This window comes from Corallococcus sp. AB030, from assembly GCF_003668965.1.
Lineage (GTDB): Bacteria > Myxococcota > Myxococcia > Myxococcales > Myxococcaceae > Corallococcus > Corallococcus exiguus.
Map to the genome: position 1 here is coordinate 47,863 of NZ_RAWQ01000014.1, position 20,992 is coordinate 68,854.

General features: G+C 70.5%; 17 protein-coding genes. 7 read left to right on the plus strand and 10 right to left on the minus strand.

The window, feature by feature from the left end; all coding sequences use genetic code 11:
• Nucleotides 1-106: 106 nt before the first annotated feature.
• The 4 genes from hutU (at nucleotide 107) to D7Y15_RS05750 (ending at nucleotide 4,717) form a co-directional block, all read left to right on the plus strand.
• Complete coding sequence (gene hutU / locus D7Y15_RS05735) at nucleotides 107-1,762, plus strand: urocanate hydratase (RefSeq protein ID WP_120595766.1); 1,656 nt, start codon at nucleotides 107-109, stop codon at nucleotides 1,760-1,762.
• Nucleotides 1,763-1,772: 10 nt separating this feature from the next.
• Complete coding sequence (locus D7Y15_RS05740; RefSeq protein ID WP_120574339.1) at nucleotides 1,773-2,492, plus strand: hypothetical protein; 720 nt, start codon at nucleotides 1,773-1,775, stop codon at nucleotides 2,490-2,492.
• 2 nt (nucleotides 2,493-2,494) lie between these two features.
• The gene (gene hutI, locus D7Y15_RS05745; RefSeq protein ID WP_121751930.1) at nucleotides 2,495-3,760 is read left to right on the plus strand and encodes an imidazolonepropionase; all 1,266 of its coding nucleotides are present in this window, start codon (nucleotides 2,495-2,497) and stop codon (nucleotides 3,758-3,760) included.
• Nucleotides 3,761-3,847: 87 nt separating this feature from the next.
• Nucleotides 3,848-4,717: a class II glutamine amidotransferase gene (locus D7Y15_RS05750; RefSeq protein ID WP_120574341.1), complete on the plus strand. Its 870-nt coding sequence runs from the start codon at nucleotides 3,848-3,850 to the stop codon at nucleotides 4,715-4,717.
• 1 nt (nucleotide 4,718) lies between these two features.
• On the opposite strand, the gene tsaE is transcribed toward D7Y15_RS05750, so the two are convergent.
• The 8 genes from tsaE to tilS form a co-directional block, all read right to left on the minus strand.
• Entirely contained in the window at nucleotides 4,719-5,204 is a 486-nt protein-coding gene (gene tsaE, locus D7Y15_RS05755; protein ID WP_120574342.1) for a tRNA (adenosine(37)-N6)-threonylcarbamoyltransferase complex ATPase subunit type 1 TsaE, read from the minus strand.
• The gene (locus D7Y15_RS05760) at nucleotides 5,201-6,733 is read right to left on the minus strand and encodes an NAD(P)H-hydrate dehydratase (protein ID WP_121751931.1); all 1,533 of its coding nucleotides are present in this window, start codon (nucleotides 6,731-6,733) and stop codon (nucleotides 5,201-5,203) included. Before D7Y15_RS05760 ends, tsaE begins: the two co-directional genes overlap by 4 nt.
• A 14-nt stretch (nucleotides 6,734-6,747) precedes the next feature.
• Nucleotides 6,748-7,122: a holo-ACP synthase gene (locus D7Y15_RS05765; protein WP_120574344.1), complete on the minus strand. Its 375-nt coding sequence runs from the start codon at nucleotides 7,120-7,122 to the stop codon at nucleotides 6,748-6,750.
• 6 nt (nucleotides 7,123-7,128) lie between these two features.
• Nucleotides 7,129-7,854, minus strand: coding sequence for a pyridoxine 5'-phosphate synthase (locus D7Y15_RS05770; protein ID WP_120550607.1), 726 nt, complete (start codon nucleotides 7,852-7,854; stop codon nucleotides 7,129-7,131).
• Nucleotides 7,855-7,955: 101 nt separating this feature from the next.
• Nucleotides 7,956-9,350, minus strand: coding sequence for a phosphoglucosamine mutase (glmM, locus tag D7Y15_RS05775; RefSeq protein ID WP_120574345.1), 1,395 nt, complete (start codon nucleotides 9,348-9,350; stop codon nucleotides 7,956-7,958).
• 164 nt (nucleotides 9,351-9,514) lie between these two features.
• Nucleotides 9,515-10,738: a dihydropteroate synthase gene (gene folP / locus D7Y15_RS05780; protein WP_121751932.1), complete on the minus strand. Its 1,224-nt coding sequence runs from the start codon at nucleotides 10,736-10,738 to the stop codon at nucleotides 9,515-9,517.
• Between the two features lie 172 nt (nucleotides 10,739-10,910).
• The gene (gene ftsH / locus D7Y15_RS05785; protein ID WP_120574347.1) at nucleotides 10,911-12,827 is read right to left on the minus strand and encodes an ATP-dependent zinc metalloprotease FtsH; all 1,917 of its coding nucleotides are present in this window, start codon (nucleotides 12,825-12,827) and stop codon (nucleotides 10,911-10,913) included.
• 181 nt (nucleotides 12,828-13,008) lie between these two features.
• On the minus strand, nucleotides 13,009-14,379 hold the full coding sequence (tilS, locus tag D7Y15_RS05790) for a tRNA lysidine(34) synthetase TilS (RefSeq protein WP_121751933.1): 1,371 nt from the start codon (nucleotides 14,377-14,379) through the stop codon (nucleotides 13,009-13,011).
• A gap of 434 nt (nucleotides 14,380-14,813) precedes the next feature.
• Here tilS and D7Y15_RS05795 point away from each other — a divergent pair, with 434 nt between their 5' ends.
• The gene (locus D7Y15_RS05795; protein WP_014396356.1) at nucleotides 14,814-15,023 is read left to right on the plus strand and encodes a TIGR04563 family protein; all 210 of its coding nucleotides are present in this window, start codon (nucleotides 14,814-14,816) and stop codon (nucleotides 15,021-15,023) included.
• A 9-nt stretch (nucleotides 15,024-15,032) separates the two neighbouring features.
• Nucleotides 15,033-15,314, plus strand: a complete 282-nt coding sequence (locus D7Y15_RS05800; RefSeq protein ID WP_014396355.1) for a TIGR04563 family protein — start codon at nucleotides 15,033-15,035, stop codon at nucleotides 15,312-15,314.
• A gap of 46 nt (nucleotides 15,315-15,360) precedes the next feature.
• On the opposite strand, the gene D7Y15_RS05805 is transcribed toward D7Y15_RS05800, so the two are convergent.
• Together D7Y15_RS05805 and D7Y15_RS05810 are read right to left on the minus strand one after the other, a co-directional pair.
• Entirely contained in the window at nucleotides 15,361-16,191 is an 831-nt protein-coding gene (locus tag D7Y15_RS05805) for a 5'-nucleotidase C-terminal domain-containing protein (RefSeq protein WP_120574349.1), read from the minus strand.
• Nucleotides 16,191-19,301, minus strand: coding sequence for a TonB-dependent siderophore receptor (locus tag D7Y15_RS05810; protein ID WP_121751934.1), 3,111 nt, complete (start codon nucleotides 19,299-19,301; stop codon nucleotides 16,191-16,193). Before D7Y15_RS05810 ends, D7Y15_RS05805 begins: the two co-directional genes overlap by 1 nt.
• 112 nt (nucleotides 19,302-19,413) lie before the next feature.
• Here D7Y15_RS05810 and D7Y15_RS05815 point away from each other — a divergent pair, with 112 nt between their 5' ends.
• Nucleotides 19,414-20,973, plus strand: coding sequence for a ChaN family lipoprotein (locus D7Y15_RS05815; RefSeq protein WP_120574351.1), 1,560 nt, complete (start codon nucleotides 19,414-19,416; stop codon nucleotides 20,971-20,973).
• Nucleotides 20,974-20,992: the final 19 nt, after the last annotated feature.

A 20,992-nucleotide genomic window follows, 5' to 3' on the forward strand; every position in this document is an offset into this window, starting at 1 on the left:
CACGGCGTCCAGCGTGTCCGGGAGCAACGCTGGCCCTGCACGCAAGCCCCCCGCGGCCCCGGGGGTTCGGTTAGGGTGCGGCGCCCCCTTTCCAGGAGTCTTCCGCATGTCCCGCATCATCCGCGCCTCTCGCGGCACCACCCTCTCCTGCAAGGGCTGGGTGCAGGAGGCCGCGCTCCGGATGCTGATGAACAACCTCGACCCCGACGTGGCCGAGCAGCCCGGAGACCTGGTCGTCTACGGCGGCACCGGCAAGGCCGCGCGGGACTGGCCCTCCTTCGACCGCATCGTCGCGAGCCTCCAGAGCCTCACCGACGACGAGACGCTGCTCGTGCAGTCCGGCAAGCCCGTGGGCATCCTGCGCACGCACCCGGACGCGCCGCGCGTGCTCATCGCCAACTCCAACCTCGTGGGCCACTGGGCCAACTGGGAGCACTTCCACGAGCTGGAGAAGAAGGGCCTGATGATGTACGGCCAGATGACGGCCGGCTCGTGGATCTACATCGGCACGCAGGGCATCCTGCAGGGCACCTACGAGACCTTCGCCGCCGCGGGCCGCTTCCACTTCGGCAGCGAGGACCTGGCCGGCCGCCTCATCCTCTCCGGTGGCCTGGGCGGCATGGGCGGCGCGCAGCCCCTGGCCGCGACCATGAACAACGCCGTGTTCCTGGGCGTGGAAATCGATCCGCACCGCGCCCAGCGCCGCGTGGAGACGCGCTACCTGGACGTCGTGGCCAAGGACCTGGATGAGGCGCTGGCCCTGGCGAAGGACGCGCAACAGAAGCGCGTGGGCCGCTCCATCGGCATCATCGGCAACGCGGCGTCGGTGTTCCGGGAGCTGTACAAGCGCGGCATCAAGCCGGACCTCGTGACGGACCAGACGAGCGCGCATGATCCGCTCAACGGCTACATCCCCACGGACCTGTCGCTGGAGGCCGCCGCGGAGCTGCGCAAGCGCGACCCGGAGGGCTACGTGAAGCGCGCCCGCGAGTCGATGATCATGCACGTGCAGGCCATGAACGACTTCCAGGCCGCCGGCAGCCACGTCTTCGACTACGGCAACAACCTGCGTGGCCAGGCGAAGGTGGGCGGCATGCAGAACGCCTTCGAGTTCCCCGGCTTCGTCCCCGCGTACATCCGCCCGCTGTTCTGCGAGGGCCTGGGGCCCTTCCGCTGGGTGGCGCTGTCCGGAGACCCGGAGGACATCCGCCGCACGGACCGCGCGGTGCGCGAGCTCTTCCCCCAGAAGGCGTCGCTCAACCGCTGGCTGGACATGGCCCAGGAGCGCGTGGCGTTCCAGGGCCTGCCCGCGCGCATCTGCTGGCTGGGCTACGGCGAGCGCGCCAAGGCGGGCCTCGCGTTCAACGAGCTGGTCCGCAAGGGCGAGGTGAAGGCCCCCATCGTGATTGGGCGTGATCACCTGGACTGCGGCAGCGTCGCGTCCCCCAACCGCGAGACGGAGGCCATGAAGGACGGCTCGGACGCGGTGGCGGACTGGCCCATCCTCAACGCGCTGGTGAACGCGGTGAACGGCGCCTCGTGGGTGTCGTTCCACCACGGCGGCGGCGTGGGCATGGGCTACTCGCTGCACGCGGGACAGGTCATCGTCGCGGACGGCACGCCGGAAGCCGCGCGCCGCATCGAGCGCGTCCTCACGTCCGACCCCGGCATGGGCGTGCTGCGCCACGCGGACGCGGGCTACCCGGAGGCCATCGACGTGGCGAAGGAGCGGGGCGTGCGCATCCCCGGCCTCACCGCCTAGAGTGCGTCGGATGCCACGACGCGTCCGACCCTTCGTGATGACCGCGGTGATGGGTGTGCTCGCGGGATGCACGCCCACCACCGCCGGGCCCATGGTGATGCGCCTGGGCCCGGGCGTCCCCCAGCAGAACTTCTTCCAGCTGGGCCTGCGCGCCGGCCCCCGCCTCAACGCTCCGCAGCTGTCGGAGCGCGGGGAGAACGGCACCTTCCAGGGTGACGCGAAGCCCTTCCACAATGATCAGTGGGGCATCGACATCGACGGCTCGGTGACGGTGCCCGTGAGCGATCGGCTGTCGTGGCACGTGGGCCTGCAAGGCGAATTCGTCGGCCTGCCGGCGCCCGGCTACGGCGTGTACTCCGGCGTGTCGTATTACATCGGCTCGGAGAAGGTGGGCATGGCCCCGGCCCTCTCCCTGCGAGGCGCGTCCGACTTCGGGCTGGGTGACACGGACAGCACCAGCAGCCTGTTCGGCGTGGAGGCCACCTGTGCGTTCACCGTGCAGCCGGAGCCCGGCATGTCCCTGGGCCTGGTGCCGTTCTTCAGCGTGCAGCAGTCGCTGGTGAACCCCGGCTCGCAGGTGACGACGCACTTCTACGGCGCGGTGGTGGCGGCGCAGCTCAAGTTCGGCGAGTCGCGCACGAAGCTGGAGCTGTCCGGCGGCTTCGGCCGGGCGCACTCGGGTGACACCAGTTGGAACGCGCCCGTGGCGGGCGTACGCGGAGGACGCTGAGCATGGAAGCCCTGGACCTGTGGGTGCGCAACACCTCCGAGGTGCTCACCGTGGAGGGCACCCACCGCGAGCCCGCGGAAGCAGCCCTCACCCCGCGCCCGGGAGCGGGCATTGGCGTGAAGGACGGACGCGTGGCCTACGTGGGCCCGGAGTCCGGCCTGCCCAGGGGCGCGCTCACGGACGCGACGGAGATCATCGACGCCGAGGGCGGCTTCGTGGGTCCGGGCTTCGTGGATCCGCACACGCACCTGGTGTTCGCGGGCGAGCGCTCCGCCGAGTTCGACCTGCGCAACCAGGGCGCCACGTACCTCGAAATCGCCAAGGCCGGCGGCGGCATCGCCAACACGGTGAGCGCCACGCGCGCCGCGAGCGAGGAGGAGCTGGCCACGCTCGCCCTGCCCCGCCTGGAGCGGCTGCTCGCGCAGGGCGTGACGACCGCCGAGGTGAAGAGCGGCTACGGACTGAACCTGGCGGATGAGCTGAAGATGCTGCGCGCGGTGCGCCGCCTGGGCGCGCTGTCACCGCTGGAGCTGGTGCCCACGCTGCTGTGCGCGCACTCGGTGCCGCCTGAGTACAAGGACCGCCGCGCCGAGTACCTGGACCTCTGCATCAACGAGATATTGCCCGCCGTCGCACGCGAGGGCCTGGCGCGCTTCTGCGACGTCTTCACCGAGGACAGCGCCTTCACCGTGGAGGAGTCCCGCCGGCTGCTCAACGCGGGCAAGGCGCTGGGCCTCACGCCACGCCTGCACGCGGATCAGCTCACCGCGTGTGGCGCTTCAGCGCTCGCCGCGGAGGTGGGCGCCGCCAGCGCGGACCACCTGGAGCAGGTGACGGACGAGGGCATCCGCGCGCTCGCCGCCGCGAACGTCACCGCCGTACTCGTGCCTACCTCCACCCTCTTCCTGCGCATGCGCCCCTACGCGCCCGGCCGGAAGCTGCGCGACGCTGGCGTCAACATTGCTTTGGGTTCCAACGTGAATCCCGGCTCGTCCATGACGGAGAACCTGGCCTTGGTGCTGGGGCTCGCCTGCCTGGAGAACGGCCTGTCAGCCGCGGAGGCCTACTGGGCCGCCACCCGAGGGGCCGCGCAATGCTTGGGGTTGCAACGGCAGGGGCGGCTGGCCGTGGGTGATGCGGGCGACCTGGTGGTGTTCGCCTGTCGCAGTTACCGGCATCTGCCTTATCATCTGGGTATCAGTCACGCGCGCGTGGTGGTGAAGGGCGGACGTGTGGTGTTTCGCGCGCGTATGAATCACTGTCCCTGAGTGGATGCCGCTGAACAACTGGCATCGGCCGAGGGGGCAGGTGGAACTTCCCTCGTGGGCCGGCCGTTGTAGAGATCAGCTGCCACCATGTGCCGATTATTTGGATTCAGGAGTGCTGTTCCCGCCGCTGTCCATACCGCCCTGGTGACGGAGAGGAATTCCCTCCTCATCCAGTCGCGTGAGCACAAGGACGGTTGGGGTATCGCCACGTACGGGCAGGAGTCCTCGCCGCTCGTCGCGCATGGCGTGGGCCCCGCGCACTGCGACCCCGACTTCGAGCGTGTGTCGAGCCAGGTCTCGGCGCGCACCGTGGTGGCGCACATCCGGCTGGCGAGCGTGGGGGCGGTGGAGCTGCGCAACTCGCACCCGTTCCACTTCGGCCGCTGGTCCTTCGTGCACAACGGCACGCTGCGCGAGTTCGCGAAGCACAAGGCCACCGTGGAAGGGCTCATCCACCCGGAGCTGCGCGTCAACATCAAGGGCACCACGGACAGCGAGCGCTGCTTCTACCTGTTCCTGTCGCGGCTGTCGGCGCGCGGGCCGCTCGACGGCACGGTGAGCGTGGAGGCGATGGCGCAGGCGCTCGCGGAGACGATGACGCTGGTGTCCACGCTGACGGACGTGCCGGGAAGCCGCGAGCCGAAGGAACGCTCCGCGATGAACTTCCTCGTCACGGACGGCGAGGCGATGGTGGCCACGCGCCGCAACCGCACCCTCTTCATCTCCTCCGGTATCAGCGGCTGCCCGGAAGCGCTGCGCACGCCGAACACGGGGGTGCCGCTCCAGCAGTTCCTCGTCTCCAGCGAGTCGCTGTGCGGCGGGCCGCACTGGGTGCCGGTGGATGAAGAGGACGTGGTGGGCGTGGATTCGCGGCTCACGTTCCACCGCTGGAAGGTGCAGACGCTGGCGGACGGGGTGCTGAACCCGCGGCCGCCAGAGCAGCCCGCCCTGGTCTGATTCAGCCCAGCCACGCCTCGAGCAACGCGGCAGGACGCGCGCCGAAGGCCTCCACGTCGAGGCTCCGCGCGTCCTCTCCCTCATGGCGGAGCGTGACGCGCAGGAAGTCGCGCGGCGCGGCCTGGGGGATGCGGTCCAACCACTCCACCAGCATCGCGTGGTCACCGCCCACCAGGTCCAGGAACCCGGTGGCGTACAGCTCGTCGTAGTCCGTCAGGCGGTACAGGTCCGCGTGGTACAGCGGGATGCGGCCGGCATACGGATACACGATGGCGAAGGTAGGGCTGGCCACCTCCGACTGCGCCACACCCGCCCCTTCCGCCACGCCGCGCACCAGGTGCGTCTTGCCCGCGCCCAGGTCGCCAATCAGCCCCACGAAGTCCCCGGGCTGGAGCAGCAATCCCAGCTTCACGCCCAGCCGGTGCGTCTCCTCCGGTGACGGAGACACCAGCCGCCGCGAGCGCGTGGGCTGCTCCGCGCCGCTCATCGCTCCCACCGCGTCCAGACGTGGCCCAGGCCCACCAGCAGGTCCGTGGCGATGAGGCCCAGCAACCCGCGCTGCTGGGCCATCAGGTCGCCCGCGAGCCCGTGCGCGTACACCGCCGTCCACGCGGCCTTGGGCAGCGGAATCCCCTGCGCGAGCAACGCGCCGCACACGCCCGACAGCACGTCGCCCGTGCCGCCAGTGGCCATGCCCGCATTGCCCGTGGGGTTGATGAACACGCGCCCGCCCGCCTCCGCGATGAGCGTGCGCGAGCCCTTGAGCACCACCGTGCAGTTGAGCGACGTGGCCAGGTTGAGCGCCACGCCCACGCGGTGCGCCTGCACGTCCTTCGTCGTCCGGCCCCACAGCCGCGCCATCTCCCCGGGATGCGGCGTGAGCACCACGGGCCCCTTCGCCTCCCGCAGCACCTTGAGATCCTCCGCGACGGCATTGAGCGCGTCCGCGTCCAACACCGCGGGCACCTCCACGGACGCCAGCAGGTCGCCAATCAGCGCGCCCGTCTCCGGCCCCCGAGGGATGCCCGGCCCCATCACCAGCGCGTCCTTGCCCTCCAGCGCGGCCTTGAGCGCATCCAGGTCACCCTTCCCCAGCGGGCCTTCACCGGGCAGCGGAATGCCCATGATCTCCGGCGAGTGCGCCATCACCCACGGCAGCGCCTCCGGGCGCGTGGCCACGGTGACGAGCCCCGCCCCGCTGCGCAGCGCGGCCAGGGCCACCATCGCCGCGGCGCCCGTCTTGCCCGGGCTGCCCGCCACCACCAGCACGTGGCCGTAGGTGCCCTTGTGCGAATCCGCGCGCCGCTTGGGCAGCGCCTCGCGCGCGTCCTTCTCCTCCACGCGGAACAGCTCCGCGCCGGACACCGCGCGAGTGGACTCACCGCCCAGGCCGATGTCCACGCGCCGCACGTCGCCGCACAGCGACGCGCCGGGCTCCAGCTCATGCGCGGGCTTCACGAAGCCGAAGGCCACCGTGACATCCGCCTCCACGCACGGCGAGAAGGGCTCCGCCGTGTCGCTCTGGAGGCCAGAGGGCACGTCCGCGGCCACCACCTTCGCCCCCGCGCGCCGCCACCGCGCGACCGTGCCGATGGCGTCCGCGAAGACGCCCTCCGGCGCGCGCTTCAGGCCGGTGCCGAAGAGGGCGTCCACCACCACGTCGCCCGGGCCCGCCTCCGGCAGCGCCTCGAAGGCGCGCGGCGACTCACCGAAGCCCTCCAGCGCCTGGAGGTTGCGCTTCGCCTCCGACGTGAGCTTGCCGGTGTCCCCCACCAGCGACACCACCACCCGGGCGCCTCCCTCCAGCAGGAAGCGTGCGGCGACCAGGCCGTCCCCGCCGTTGTTGCCGGGGCCGCAGAGCACCGTGAAGCGCCCGCCCGCGCCCGCGATGCTCCGGGCGGCTTCCGCGAGCGCACGGCCCGCGTTCTCCATCAACAGCCCGGACGGCATCCCGTGCTGATCCTGGGCGGCCTTCTCGGCCTCTCGCATCTGGTTCGCGGTGAGCACGCGCTGCATGGCTTCCAACCTCCCTACTTCGTCTGGAGCACCACCGTGGCCGCGGCCACGCCGGCATCATGGGTGAGCGCGAGCATCGCGTCCCACCCCCGCGCTTCCATCACTTCACGGGCCACGCCGGAGAGCACGAAGCGCGGCGGACCGCCCTCGCGCACCACCTCCATGTCCCGCCACTTCACGCCCGGAGGCACGCCCATCGCCTTCACCAGCGCCTCCTTCGCCGCGAACCTCGCCGCGTACGCGCTGGCCGCGTCGTGCCGGGGCGCGCAGTACGCGCGCTCGCCGTCGGTGTACACGCGCGTGAGGAATGCCTCCGCGCGCGGACCTTCGAGGATGCGCTGGATGCGCTCGATGGAGCAGAGGTCCAACCCCAGTCCGACGATGGGCATGCGGGCCTACCCCGGGTCGCGCATCAGTTCGAGCATCTCACGCACCGCGCGCTCGAAGCCCACCAGCACCGCGCGCGCCACGATGGCGTGCCCGATGTTCAGCTCGTCGATCTCCTGGATGCGAGCGATGGCCTGCACGTTGTCGTAGTTGAGCCCGTGCCCGGCGGCCACGCCCATGCCCAGCTTGGCGCTCGCCTTGGCCGCGTCCACGATGCGCGCCAGCTCCCGCGCGCGCTCCTTCTCGTTGCGCGCCTCGCAGTAGCGGCCCGTGTGCAGCTCGATCCGGTCCGCGTTCACCTTGTGCGACGCGCGCACCTGGTCCAGGTCCGGGTCGATGAACAGCGAGACGGCGATCTCCCCGTCCTTGAGGTTCTTGATGATCTTCGCGATGGACTCGCGCTGACCCGCGACCTCCAGGCCGCCCTCGGTGGTGAGCTCCTCGCGCCGCTCGGGGACGAGCGTCACCACGTCCGGCTTGTACTCGTAGGCGATCTTCACCATCTCCGCGGTGGCGGCCATCTCCAGGTTCAGGAGCGTCTGCACCGTCTCACGGAGGATGCGCAGATCCCGGTCCTGGATGTGGCGCCGGTCCTCGCGCAGGTGGATGGTGATCTGCCGGGCGCCGGCCAGCTCCGCCATCGCCGCGGCCGTCACCGGATCCGGATACACGGTGCGCCGCGCCTGCCGCAGCGTCGCCACGTGATCCACGTTGACACCCAGTCGCTGTCCCATCGTCCCGCTCCTTGCGCTGGCGCGGTGCGGGATTGTCCAGGGACCCGGGCCCGCGCCGGCCCCTCTATTCGTGGCCGGCGTCCGGAAGTCAACCGCTGTCGCTAGCCGTTGAGCGCCTTGGAGAGCGCCTCGACGATTTCGCGGGCGTACGCCTCGTTGCGCGCCGCGTCCTCGCCTTCAATCAGCACGCGGGCCTTGGGCTCCGTGCCGGAGAAGCGCACCAGCACGCGGCCGTTGTTGCCCAGCTTCTGCTCCACGTTCTTGATGGCCTTCATCACCGTGGGCAGCTCACCCAGCTCGCGCTTCTGCTTCACCACGACGTTGAGCAGCGTCTGCGGCACCGGCTGGAAGATGGAGGCCAGCTCCGACAGCGGCTTCTGCTGGCGGCACATCACGGCCAACAGCTGCAGCGCCGCGAGCGTGCCGTCGCCCGTGGTGGTGTGGTTCAGGAAGATGAGGTGGCCGCTCTGCTCGCCGCCCAGGCTGTAGCCATTGCGGCGCATCTCGTCCACGACGTGCCGGTCGCCCACGCGCGTGCGGACCACCTTCACGCCCCACTGGGACACCGCGCGCTCCAGGCCGATGTTGCTCATCACCGTGGAGACGAGCGTCTTCTTCTTCAGCTCCTTGCGCGCGACGAGCTCACCCGTGCAGATGGCCATGATGGCATCGCCGTCCACGACGTTGCCCTTCTCGTCCACGACGATGAGGCGGTCCGCGTCGCCGTCCAGCGCGACGCCCAGGTGGGCGCCGTGCTTCACCACCGCCTTGGCCAGGCCCTCCGGGTGGAGCGCGCCGCACTTGTGGTTGATGTTCTTGCCATCCGGGGACACGCCCAGCGCGATGACCTTCGCGCCCAGCTCCTCCAGCACCGCGGGCGCCGTGCGGTACGCCGCGCCGTTGGCGCAGTCCACCACGATGGTCATCCCCTCCAGCGTCAGCTCGCGGGGGAACGTGGCCTTCAGGTAGACGATGTAGCGGCCGCGCGCGTCGTCCAGGCGGATGGCCCGGCCAATCTTGGTCGCCGTGGGACGGATGTTGTCGATTTCGCCGCTGGAGACCAGCTCTTCAATCTTGGCTTCCGTCTCGTCCGGCAGCTTGAAGCCGTCGCGCCAGAAGAACTTGATGCCGTTGTCCTGGTACGGGTTGTGGGACGCCGAGATGACGGCGCCCGCGTCCGCGCGCATGGACGTGGTGAGGTTGGAGATGCCGGGCGTGGGCAGCGGGCCCACCTGCTCCACGTCGACGCCCATGGAGATGAGGCCGGCGGACAGGGCCTGCTCCAGCATGTAGCCGGAGAGGCGCGTGTCCTTGCCCACGATGACCCGGTGGCGGTGCGGACCGCTGCGGATGAGGTACGCCAGGGCGCGGCCGAGCTTCATCGCGACCTCGGCCGTCATTGGATAGACGTTGGCCACGCCACGAACGCCGTCCGTGCCGAACAGCCGCTCCGTCTTCTGAGCTTCCTTGGGGGGCATGTCCATCCTGTACGCCATGTGTGCCGCTCCACCTTTCCCATTGCCGGAAGGGCTCCGGCCACTCGCGTCCGGGGCTTATACCCCGTCCGGCACGTGGGCCCGAAGCTAGGGATGCGGTGTCACCCAGGCAAGCGCCCAGGCGTGCGGACCTGGCCTGTTTACGACGTTGGGGCTTGCCCCCGTCAGCCGCCGTACAGGTCGCCGCCGCCCCGAGCCCGCCGGATGGCGTCCGCCACCGCCAGCGCGTCCCGCGCCTCGCCCACGTCGTGCACCCGCACCACGTCCGCGCCGCCCAGGATGGCCATGGCCGCCACGGAGCCCAGGGTGGCCGCCAGGCGCTCCTGGGGGCCCTTGCCGCCCGTCAGCTTCCCGAGGAAGGACTTGCGGCTGGTGCCCACCAGCAGGGGCTGCCCCAGCCCCCGCAGCTCCTCCAGACGGCGCAGGAGGAAGAGGTTGTGCTCCAGCGTCTTGCCGAACCCGATGCCCGGGTCCAGGAGGATGCGCTCGCGCGGGATGCCGGCCTCGGTGGCCTGGAACATCCCCTCCTCCAGGTAGTCCATCACCTCGCCCACGACGTCCTGGTAGCGAGGGTCCTGCTGCATCGTCTTCGGCATGCCCTGGGTGTGCATGAGGCAACACGCCGCGCCCGCGGCGGCCACCACGCCGGCCAACGCCGGCTCCGAGTGGAAGCCGGTGACGTCGTTGATGAGGTGGGCGCCGGCCTTGAGCGCCTCCTTCGCCACCGCCGCCTTCGTGGTGTCCACGGAGATGGGCACGGTGGAGCGGCGCTTGATGCCCTCCACCACCTGGAGGATGCGCGAGAGCTCCTCGTCCGCGGACACCGGGAGCGAGCCCGGCCGGGTGGACTCGCCGCCCACGTCCAGGATGTCCGCGCCCGCGTCCACCAGCTTCATCGCGTGCTCCACTGCGCTGACCGCGTCCGGGAAAATGCCGCCGTCGGAGAAGCTGTCCGGCGTCACGTTCACCACGCCCATGAGGTACGTACGCGTGCCCCACTCGAACCGCCGCCCGCTCAAGGTCAGCGCCGGCATGGGCGCGGGGGACAGCACCTCCTCCAGGGCCCGCGCCAGGCCGTCCGTGCGAGGGGACTTGCGGGCGAGCGAAATCAGCCGGTCGAACTGCTGGCGGCTGCCGGACAGGAGCACCTCGCCGGGGTGGTCCACGTGTCCGCCCGGCGTCCAGGTGGGCAGCTTCTCCCGCTCCTTGGAGCCGTACGGCGGCACCAGCTCCTCCTCGTAGGAGGGACGGCCCCCGGTGACGAGCACGTGCGCGTAGCCCAGCTCGCGCGCCAGGTGCTCGCGGTTGCGAGGAGACAGGTTCAGGCGGCGGAGGACCAGCGACAGGTCGTCGGGGCGGTCGCGGGAGATGAGGCGTGCGCGCAGCACGGTCAGGACCCCTTCAAAGCGTGAGGACTGCGGTGAATCAGTGTCGCCGCTTCGCCGGGTCCAGGGAAGGGAGGACGACTGGACCGCGCAGGGCGTCACGGCGAAAAGCAGAAGGCCCTCCCCGATACGCGGGAAGGGCCTTCGTCACTTCAGGACGGAACCTCGAGAGGCGTTACGCCTTCTTCGGCTCCATGTTGGGCAGGCCCTCGAGCGCGTCGAGGATCTTCCGCTTGTCCTTCTTCTCCGTCGGCTTCGGCGAGGAGCTCACGCGCGGCGCCGGGCGCTCACGGGTGAGCTGGCCACCCTGGAGGATGATGTTCACGTCCTCGGCGTCGAGCGTCTCGTACTCCACCAGGGCGTCGGACACGCGCTGGAGCACGTCCAGCTTGTCCGTGAGCAGCTGCTTGCCGGTGGTGTAGCAGCCCACGACGATGCTGCGGACCTCCATGTCGATCTGCCGGGCGGTGTCCTCGGAGTAGTCCTTGGACGAGTTGAAGTCGCGGCCCAGGAAGACCTCACCGTCGCTCTTGCCGAACGCCAGCGGGCCCATCTTCTCGCTCATGCCCCAGCGGCACACCATGGCGCGCGCCGTCTCCGTCGCCCGCTCGATGTCGTTCGCCGCGCCGCTGCTCATCTCGTTGAACATGAGCTCTTCGGCGATGCGGCCACCCATGGCCATGGTGATCTGGTCGAGGATCTGCTTGCGGTAGCCGTTCACCTTGTCCTCGGTGGGCAGGCTCCAGGTGACGCCCAGGGCCTGACCGCGCGGGATGATGGTGACCTTGTGCAGCGGGTCGCAGCCGGGCAGCAGCTTGGCGAGGAGCGCGTGACCGGCCTCGTGGACGGCCGTGTTCCGCTTCTCCTTGTCGGTCATGATCATGGACCGGCGCTCCGGGCCCATGAAGACCTTGTCCTTCGCCTGCTCGAAGTCCGCCAGGTCCACGCGCTCCTTGTTCTGGCGCGCGGCCATCAGGGCCGACTCGTTGACCAGGTTCTCCAGGTCCGCGCCCGTCATGCCGGGCGTTCCGCGGGCGATGACCTCCAGCTCCACCTCCGGGGCCAGCGGCACGCGGCGGGTGTGCACCTTCAGCACGCCCAGGCGGCCCTTGAGGTCCGGACGGGGAACGATGATGCGGCGGTCGAAGCGGCCCGGGCGCTGGAGCGCCGGGTCCAACACGTCCGGACGGTTGGTGGCGGCGATGAGGATGACGCCGTCGTTGGACTCGAAGCCGTCCATCTCCACCAGCAGCTGGTTGAGCGTCTGCTCGCGCTCGTCGTGACCGCCGCCCAGGCCCGCGCCACGGTGGCGGCCCACGGCGTCGATTTCGTCGATGAAGATGATGCAGGGGGCGTTCTTCTTGCCCTGCTCGAACAGGTCGCGCACGCGGCTGGCGCCGACGCCCACGAACATCTCCACGAAGTCCGAGCCGGAGATGGAGAAGAACGGGACGCCCGCTTCACCGGCCACCGCGCGGGCGAGCAGCGTCTTGCCCGTACCCGGAGGGCCCATCATCAGGACGCCCTTGGGGATGCGGCCGCCCAGCTTGGTGAACTTCTTGGGGTCCTTGAGGAAGGCGACGATCTCCTCCAGCTCCTCCTTGCACTCGTCCACGCCGGCCACGTCCGCGAACGTGACCTTGTTGTGGCTTTCGCTGAGGAGCTTCGCCTTCGACTTCCCGAACGTCATCGCCTTGCCGCTGCCGCCCTGGAGCTGGCGCATGAAGAAGATGAAGAACAGGAACAGGAAGACGACGGGCATCCACTGCCCGAGGATGGTCAGCCAGAGGCTGTTCTGCTCCTCGCGCTCGTACTTCACGTCCACGCCGGAGGCGCGGAGCTGGTTGAGCACGGCCACGTCCGGCGGGGGCCCCGTCGTCCGGAACTTGTCGTTCGAGTCGCTGAACGTACCGGAGTAGGTATTGCCCTTGACGGAGACGGCACGGACCTTCTTCTCCTCCACCTTGGTCAGAAGCTGGGTGAAGGTCGGTTCCTGCACCTGCTCGTTGCCTTGCGAGAAGAAATTGTAGAAGGCGACGAAGAGGACGATCAGGATGACCCAGAGCCCGATGGTCTTGTAGGTCGAACGCACGTTTCAGCTGCCCTTTCGGTACTCGGCGGGATGAGGGCCGTGCCAGGAGGAACCCTGGCGAAGTTCGTCATGTGCCCGGCGCCCGCCCGTGTGCAGGCCAGCGACGGACCGTATCAGCAACAGCAAAAAGCCCTCAACTATTTAGGGGACCGCGACCATCCCCCGTTTCGAAGCTTCGACTCTATAACGGAGGGGTCTTCCGTTCGCTCGTGAGCGGAGGAAAGGCCCACAGCGAGTGTCGGGAAGCCACCTCGCGCGAAGCCGCACCCGGTTCGACGAAGCGCGGCAGGACGCCGGGAAGCCACAGCGGTTCCCCGCGCGCGTCCACCACCACCGGCTGCGCGTCGCGCGCCTCCGAAGGAACGCGGGCATCCACCATCACGTCCTGCACCTTGCGGTGGCCCGTGCGCGTCCGGACGCGGTCGCCCTGCTTTCTCGAACGCACCGTGAGTGGCCACGCCGTCCCCTCCTCCAACATCAAGGCCAACACGCCTGGGGGCGGAAATCCTTCCGCGGCCACCTGGAAGCGCCACGCGCCGAAGTCCCCCTGGGCCCCCGGCCCCGCGAGCACCAACGGCGCGGGCGGTGATTCCCCTCCAGGTCCCACACACCGCACCCGCCCGCCGGTGGCCTTCAGGAGGAAGCCGTCGCTCAGAGGAATGACGCCCCCGCGCGCCACCACCTCCCGCGCGCGCTCCAGCGTGGCGTGGTCCACCCGGGCGCCCGCCGTGCCCAGCAGCCGTGCGAGCACGCGGCGCCACAGCGGAGGCTCCAGCGCGCGAAGCCCCACGGCGTCCAGCCCGCCCCCGGACAGCGCCAGCCGCTCCCACGCCGCGTCCGCCAGCCCGTCGAGCAGGGCTTCGTCCTCGGAGGCGAGCCGCGCGAAGGTGGCCAGGTGCTCCACGGTGCTGAAACCCGCCGCGCGGTTCAGCGCGGGCAGCACGTCCTGGCGCACACGCGTGCGGAAGAAGGACGGGTCCGCGTTCATCGGATCCACCACGAACCCCACCTCCTCGGTGGTCAGGAAGGCGAGCACGTCCTCGCGCGAGCACGCGAGCAACGGGCGGAGGAGCGTGGCAGCACGGGCGTGGATGGAGCGTGCGCCCCGGAGCGCCGTTCCCCGGGACAGGCGCATCAGCAGCGTCTCCGCCTGGTCATTGAGCGTGTGGCCAGTGGCCACGAAGTCCAGGCCGCGCTCCTGTCGCAGGACCTCCAGGGTCGCGTACCTCGCCGCGCGCGCGCGCGCCTCCAGCCCCGCCCCGGGCGACAGCGCGAGCCGCCGGACGTGGCAGGTCAGCCCCAGGCGCTCGGCCAGACCTACGACGGAGGTCACCTCCCGCGCGGCCTCCGCCCGGAGACCGTGGTCCACCGTCGCCACCTCCACGTGCAGCGCCAGCGCCTCGCGCACGCGCGCCGTTCCGACGAGGAGCGCGGTGGAGTCCGCGCCTCCGGAGACGGCCAGCAGCACCGAGCGCGAACGGGCGCCGTGCTCGGCATACGAGCGGGCGAGCCTGCCGGGCAGCGAGGAGCTTTCAGGAGACGCGCGAGGCATGGCGCCAGCGTTCGGAATGGAGTGTCAGATGACCGGGTTACAGATTCGCGGTGACGGAAGCGTGGGGATGCATTCCATGATTCCCACAACGGAAGGACGCGGGGCGGAAATAGAACGGCGCTTCGCGGTTGTTGGTCGGACGTTCTGGACTTCATGACGTTGGACCTAGGGGTCCCCCCCCTCCCCCTCTGGGTCCACGGGGCCGCTCGGAGATTCGCTCCCTGCGGTCCCTCTTTCCGAAGCGCCCCGGTCTCCCCTGTGGAGGCCGGGGCGTTTCACTTTTTTGACCGGGGCACTCTTTGTCGGAAGTGGAGCGTTCAGCCCTCGGGCGCACGCTTGAGTGCTCCGAAACCGTTGACCCTTCAGGGCGTCTGTCGGATAACCGCTCCGGTGTGTTCAGGTCGTCACCTCGAATCCGCCCCGGAGACCCAGGCATGGCAGGCACCGACAAGCGCAAGCAGTCGCTGTACTTCCCCGAGGAGATGCTGAAGGAGATCCAGGAGGAAGCGAACCGGCAGGACCGTTCTCTCTCTTGGGTGGTGCAGCAGGCCTGGAAGATCGCCCGCGACCGCATCAAGTCGTTCCCTGCCGTGAATGACGTCACGGGCGACGAGCGCACGGACCCGCGCGAAGAAAGGCCGTAAGGCAGGGCAATGGCCACCACGGATCACCGCAAGCAATCCCTCTACTTTCCCGAGGACATGCTGGAAGAGATCCAGCGTGAGGCAACGCGGCAGGATCGTTCCCTGTCGTGGATCGTCCAGCAGGCATGGAAGGTCGCCCGCGCTGACATCCGCCGCATGCCCTCGGTCAACGACGTGCTGGGCCCCCTGCCTCCACGGCCGGTGGCCGCCGCGGCGCAGACAGCCACCTCCGCTCCCGCGGTGGTGACGTCCAGCGCCCCGGCATCCTCGGACGAGCCCTCGAAGCCGTAGGGCTCCATCCACCCCGGCCCCCGTAAGTCCGACACCGCGCGAGACGTCAGCGCGGGGCGGGCCGGGAGGGCCGGGCACAGTTAGCGAAGACGATGCGCGGGGCTTCCTTCAGCGCCTGGACCGGGCTGGGGTACGTGCTCTTCATGTACGCCGCCGCGATGTTGGCGTCCGTGCCGCCCAGCTTGCGCGCGGTCACCGGGTTGCGGTCCGGGTCCTGACCCGCGTTGCCCAGGATGCCGCCGTAGCCGTCCCCTCCTGACAGCAGGAACGTGGACATCGCCACCCGGTAGCGGATGGACGCGTCGTCGCGCGCGGGGATGGACACGGCGCGGCCGCGCACGCGCAGCTCCGTCACGCGCTGGCCCGCCGCACGCGCGCAGTCCACGCGCATGCTGGTGCCGTCGGACACGTGGAGGAACGCGCCGGACGGAGACACGATGGCCTGCCCCTCCACGGCCAGCGTCTCCACGGAGTGCTCGAAGAGGTCCACGAGCTGCTTCTCCGTGAGGTCCACCGTCACGACGAGGTTTTCGAAGAGGATGACCTCGTGCAGGACGCCGTCGGTGAGCGGCCCCGTGCGCAGGGACGTGCGGGTGACGCACAGGCCCTCGTCGCGCAGCGAGCCGCCGTTGATGATGCCCAGCTCCGTGGCCTTCGAGGCGCCATCCTCCGCGTGGAGGAACGCGTCCGCGGCCAGCTGCCCCAGCGCGTTGTTGTCGTGGCGGGTGAAGGCGGAGCCCAGCTGGACCTCCTCGCCCAGGTAGCCCACGACGGCGTCGGGGTCGTCCACCAGCGGGGTGCAGGAGTCGTTGTACGCGAGGCACCCGGGCAAGAGCGTGAGTGCCGCGAGCGCGGCGGTGAGGTGGCGGCGGTCCATCAGTAGAAGGCCCTCAGGGTGAGGTAGCCGGACACGCCCTCGCGCGGCAGCAGGCCGGTGACGCGGTCCGGCCGGGGCACGTCGTCGCGCAGGTCGTGGTCGAAGAGGTTCTGTGCGTAGAGCGTCACCTCGAAGTGCTCCCAGATGGGCTCGGTGCGCAGCTGCGCGGTGATGAGGCTGTACGCGGGAATCTCATAGCGGCGGATGAGCTCCAGCGTGGAGCGGTTGTTGTTGCGCCGCTCGGCGCCGGAGCGCACCACCACGTCCAGGTTCACCCAGTCCCCCAGGGGCATGGACACGCCCGCGTTGAAGCGCGCCTGGGGCACGTCCGTGAGCAGCCGGGCCTGCTCCGGCACCTCCAGGTCCTGCGCGCGGGACAGGCTGGCGTTGACCCACGCGGCGGCGCGCTTGGACGCCTCCAGGCGGGCCTCCGCCTCCACGCCGTACACGCGCACGCCCAGCTCGCGGTTGCGCAGGGGGACGATGTTGCCGCTGGTGTCCACCGGGGTGATGGGCGAGGCGAAGTTCTGCAGGAAGGCGTTGGCGCGCACGCGCACGCGGGTGTCGCCCGCGGCCTGGACCAGGTCCATGCCCAGCTCGAAGGTGTCCACGGTGGTGGGCTTCAGGAGCGGGTTTCCCTCGAAGCGGCCCTGGTTGTAGTCGGTGTCGGGGATGCGCTCGACCAGCTCCTGGGGCGTGGGGGCGCGGAAGGCTCGGCCGTACAGCGCCTTGAGCACCAGCGCGTCCGACGCGGCGATGACCAGGCCCACGCGCGGGTTGACCCGCACCACCATCTTGCTGGCGTCGAGCGTTCCTGACGCCTCCGCGTCGGGAAGCTGGATGGCGTCCAGGCGCAGACCGAAGGTGAGCGTGAGCGCGGAGAGCACGGTCCACTGGTCCTGCGCGGAGAGGCCCAGGTTGAGGCGGCGGGAGGCCGCGCCCTTCGTGAGGTCCACCAGCCCTTCAGGGGCGGCGGGGCTGGGGCGCAGGCGGCCGTCGAGCGTGTAGTTCGTGGTGTAGTCGTACTGGGACAGCGACTGCTGTTCGGCGACGAAGCCCAGGGTGAGGTGGTTCTCCTTCGTCAGCGCGAGGTCCGCGTCCACGGAGGCCGTCACGGTGCGCACGGTGACCTGCGTCTGCTCCTGGAGTCCCTCGGGGAAGAGGCGGTCCGCGCCGTCACCGGTGCGGAACTCCAAGGGCGTGAGCTGGAACATGCGGTCGGTGGACTGCTGATCGAAGCCCAGCCGGGCGCGCACCTGGCCGCCGTCGGAGAGGGGCCGCTCCCAGGTGAGGTCCGCGAGGAGCACGTCCCAGGACAGCTGGGAGTCGTTGCCCACGGTGTCGAACAGGCCGACGAGCGCATCGCGCTTCTCGGAGAGGTAGCGAGCGGTGATGCCCACGCGGCCGGCGCTGTCCAGGCCGTAGGACACGCCTCCGCCCGCGTTGAGGAGGAAGCGGCCGTCACGGGTGCGGCCCGCGGGCTGGTCCACGTCGCGAAGGCCCTGGGCCACGGACTCGTCATCGAGCGCGTCGTGGTCGATGACCAGCGAGTCGCCTTCCTGCGTCCAGAGGTCCAGGTCCGCGAACAGGCGCAGGTCACCGGTGGTGTGCGCGGCGGACAGATGGCCGTCGGTGGCGAGCGCCAGGCGGCCGTCGTCGCGAGGAACACCGCCGGTGGTGATGGCGCCGCGGACGCCGTCGGCGTGGTTGGTGACGAGGTTGACGACGCCCTGGAACGCGCCCGCGCCGTAGACGGCGGAGCCGGGGCCGCGGATGACCTCGATGCGCTCCAGGTTCTCCACCGGCAGGTTCATGAGCGCCTTGCCGTCGAAGAAGTTGTTGAGGCGGTGGCCGTCGAGGAGGAAGAGCACCTCCGCGTCGTTGCGCAGGCCCCGGATGGCGGTGCGGTGGAAGCCCTGCACGTCGCGGCTGACGGACACGCCGGGCACCACGTCCAGCACGTCCGCCACCGTGCGGGCACCCAGGGCAATCATCTGCGCGCGGTTGAAGGAGGCACCGATGGCCGGCACGGTGCGGACAGACGCCTCCTGGAGGGTCGTCACCGCGAGCACGTCCTCCGCGCTGTAGAGCGCCAGGTCGTCGTCCATGGCGCTGGGGGAGGAGGAAGCGCGAGGCTCCGGAGGAAGGTCCGCGTTGAGCGCGGCCATGGCGTCGTCGGAGCTGGAAGCGCGCGCGTTGCTTCCGTCAGCACGGCCGGGAGCCCGCGAGTCCGTACCGCTCGTGCGAGCCGAAGCGCGAGGGTCGGCCGTGTCCGTTCGGGTCGGCGCGCGCGAACCGTCCGTTCGGGCCGTGCGCGAATCCGTGCCGTCCGTGCGGCTTGGGGCTCGCGAATCCGTGCCGTCCGTGCGGCTCGAAGCGCGTGGATCGGACGCGTCCGTGCGGTTCGAAGCACGCGGGTCCGCACCGCCCGTGCGGCTTGAGGCACGTGGATCCGTACCGCTGGGAGTGCTCGATGCTCGCGGGTCGGAAGCTCCCGGACGGGAGTCCACGCTGTCCGTTCGATTCGAAGTCCGCGAATCGGTGGTCCCCGTGCGTGCGCCCGTTCCATCCGGACGACCCGCGGGAGGAGGCGGAGTCGGAGCGCTCCCCGAGTCATCGTCCTCCCCTGCCCCCGACGGCGGCGCGAAGGCATCGATGTCGGGCGTGGACCTCGGTGCGTCACGGGTCCCCTTGCGGACCGGCGGCGCGCGGACCGGCGGGGGCTCAGCGGTCTGCGTCCCCACCATCACCCTCGCGGGCCGGAGCGCGGACATGAAGAGCGGCGCGCGCTCCCCATTCACCATCGCCGCTTCGACGAAGTACTCCACTCCGGGTGGCACCATGTGCTCGGCGGGAATCACCGCGCGGTACAGGTCTCCGTACTGCCGCTCCATGGAGACCTGGACGTACGGCTCGCCCGGGCCGCGATAGCGGACGAAGAGCTCCAGCACCTTGGCGCCATCCACCAGCGTCGCATCCAGCTGGAGGGGCTGTCGGGCCTCGGAGCGCGGCGGCGATGCGTGCAGCAGCGCGGCCTCTTGCGCGTGGACGGGGGCCGCGGCGAACACCACGGCACAGAGGATGAGCGTGCGAGGAAGAACGGTCTGCAAGATTGACGGCGATGGTCCGTTGCAGGGCCATGCGAGTCAAGCAAGCCACCTTCCCGCGTCCCGCCGATTTTTTGCCGCCCCCGCGAGCGCATGCGACGGTGCCTGTCGCTCCATGCGCGCGTCGCTTGCCCTTCACCTCGCCCTCTTCCGCCGCCAACGCGCCCAGATCGCCCGGGTGGTCGAAGGCCGCACCGAAGCCTTCCGCGCCTACGAGGCCCGGTACCGCCGGCGCACGAGCACCTACCAGAGCGTGGTCTCCCTGACCCACGTGCACCAGCGCATCGCGGCGTCGGACCTCGTCTACGTCGGCGACTACCACACGCTGCCGCTCGCCCAGCAGACCTACCTGGACCTCGCCGAGCGCGCCCTCGCCTCCGGCCGCCGCGTCGTGCTGGCGCTCGAGTGCGTGGAGGGCCGTCATCAGGCCGCCCTCGACGCGTACCTCGCGGGACGCCTGCCCGAGCGCACCCTGATGTCCCGGCTGGGCCATGGTCCCACCCCGGGCTTCGGTCCCGGCGCCGGCATCCGCGCCGTGCTGGCCTTCGCGAAGCGCCTCAAGCTCCAGGTGGCCGCCATCGACCGGCGGGCCCAGGGAGAGCGTTCGCTCGCGCTGCGCGACGCCTTCGCCGCGGAGCGCATCGCCCGTGTGGCCCGCGCTGAGGATGTCCCGCTGGTGATGGTGTTGGTGGGCCAGTTCCACGCAGCGCCCTGCCACCTGCCCGCGCAGGTGGAGCGCGCGTTGGGAGACACCCATCCGCGCCGCGGCCTCGTCGTGTACCAGAACGCCGAAGGCCTCTGGTGGCGCCTCGCGCGCGAAGGCCGGCTGGGCAGCGCGGAGGCCGTGGAGCTGGCGGACGGCGCGCTGTGCCTGATGAACGCTTCGCCCGTCCTCTGCCAGCAGAGCTTCCTGGACTACCTGGAGGCCGAAGGCGACGACGCGCCCCTGTTGGACCGCAGCGCCGCGGAGCGCTTCCGGGACATGGCGGAGCTCATCGGTGGGCTCGCGGGCGTGTCCGTCGGGCGCGAACTGGACTCGGTGGAGGTGACGACGGCGGCGGATGGCGACGTGCTCGCCCGCATCCGTCGGCGCGGCCGCTTCACGCAGGCGGAGCTGTCCCAGCTGCGCAAGCACATCCTGTCGCGCGAGAGCGGCTACATCCCGCGCGCGCGCACGGCCTACCTCGCGTCATTGTCCCTGAACCACGCCGCGGAGGAGGCCGCCCACTTCGTGCGCCACTGCGCCGTGGGCGACGCCATGGACGCCCCGCGCGGCGCGTCCGAGGCCTTCTACGCACGCTGTCTGGAAGAGGCCCTGGGCTTCTTCGGCTCCAAGCTGATCAACCCGCGCCGCACCTGCCCCAACGTCACGGAGTGGGCGAAGCGCTTCGGCGAGGCCCGGGGCCTGGAGCGGCAGATCGCCGCCTTCGTCCTCGCCCACAAGGCCACGGAGTCCGAGGCCCCCGACGAGGCCGTGAAGCTCCTCCCCCTGCGCCGCGACCGCCTGTTCCACGGCGTCAGCCACGCGCTCGGCTACCTCCTGGGGGACAGCCTCTACCGGGCCTTCGACGCCGGTCAGGTGGACATCGCCGACATCCGCGCCCTCTTCCGGGATCCGCTCGTGGATCCGCGCGGCGCGTACCTGGCATGGGCCGCGCGCCTGCGGGGCATCTAGTCCTCCGGTGGCATCGCGG

Bases quoted from the DNA above. Each gene is read 5' to 3' on its own strand.
- hutU (WP_120595766.1), top strand. From the start codon at position 107: ATGTCCCGCATCATCCGCGCCTCTCGCGGCACCACCCTCTCCTGCAAG.
- D7Y15_RS05740 (WP_120574339.1), top strand. From the start codon at position 1,773: ATGCCACGACGCGTCCGACCCTTCGTGATGACCGCGGTGATGGGTGTG.
- hutI (WP_121751930.1), top strand. From the start codon at position 2,495: ATGGAAGCCCTGGACCTGTGGGTGCGCAACACCTCCGAGGTGCTCACC.
- D7Y15_RS05750 (WP_120574341.1), top strand. From the start codon at position 3,848: ATGTGCCGATTATTTGGATTCAGGAGTGCTGTTCCCGCCGCTGTCCAT.
- tsaE (WP_120574342.1), bottom strand. From the start codon at position 5,204: ATGAGCGGCGCGGAGCAGCCCACGCGCTCGCGGCGGCTGGTGTCTCCG.
- D7Y15_RS05760 (WP_121751931.1), bottom strand. From the start codon at position 6,733: ATGCAGCGCGTGCTCACCGCGAACCAGATGCGAGAGGCCGAGAAGGCC.
- D7Y15_RS05765 (WP_120574344.1), bottom strand. From the start codon at position 7,122: ATGCCCATCGTCGGACTGGGGTTGGACCTCTGCTCCATCGAGCGCATC.
- D7Y15_RS05770 (WP_120550607.1), bottom strand. From the start codon at position 7,854: ATGGGACAGCGACTGGGTGTCAACGTGGATCACGTGGCGACGCTGCGG.
- glmM (WP_120574345.1), bottom strand. From the start codon at position 9,350: ATGGCGTACAGGATGGACATGCCCCCCAAGGAAGCTCAGAAGACGGAG.
- tilS (WP_121751933.1), bottom strand. From the start codon at position 14,379: ATGCCTCGCGCGTCTCCTGAAAGCTCCTCGCTGCCCGGCAGGCTCGCC.
- D7Y15_RS05795 (WP_014396356.1), top strand. From the start codon at position 14,814: ATGGCAGGCACCGACAAGCGCAAGCAGTCGCTGTACTTCCCCGAGGAG.
- D7Y15_RS05800 (WP_014396355.1), top strand. From the start codon at position 15,033: ATGGCCACCACGGATCACCGCAAGCAATCCCTCTACTTTCCCGAGGAC.
- D7Y15_RS05805 (WP_120574349.1), bottom strand. From the start codon at position 16,191: ATGGACCGCCGCCACCTCACCGCCGCGCTCGCGGCACTCACGCTCTTG.
- D7Y15_RS05815 (WP_120574351.1), top strand. From the start codon at position 19,414: ATGCGCGCGTCGCTTGCCCTTCACCTCGCCCTCTTCCGCCGCCAACGC.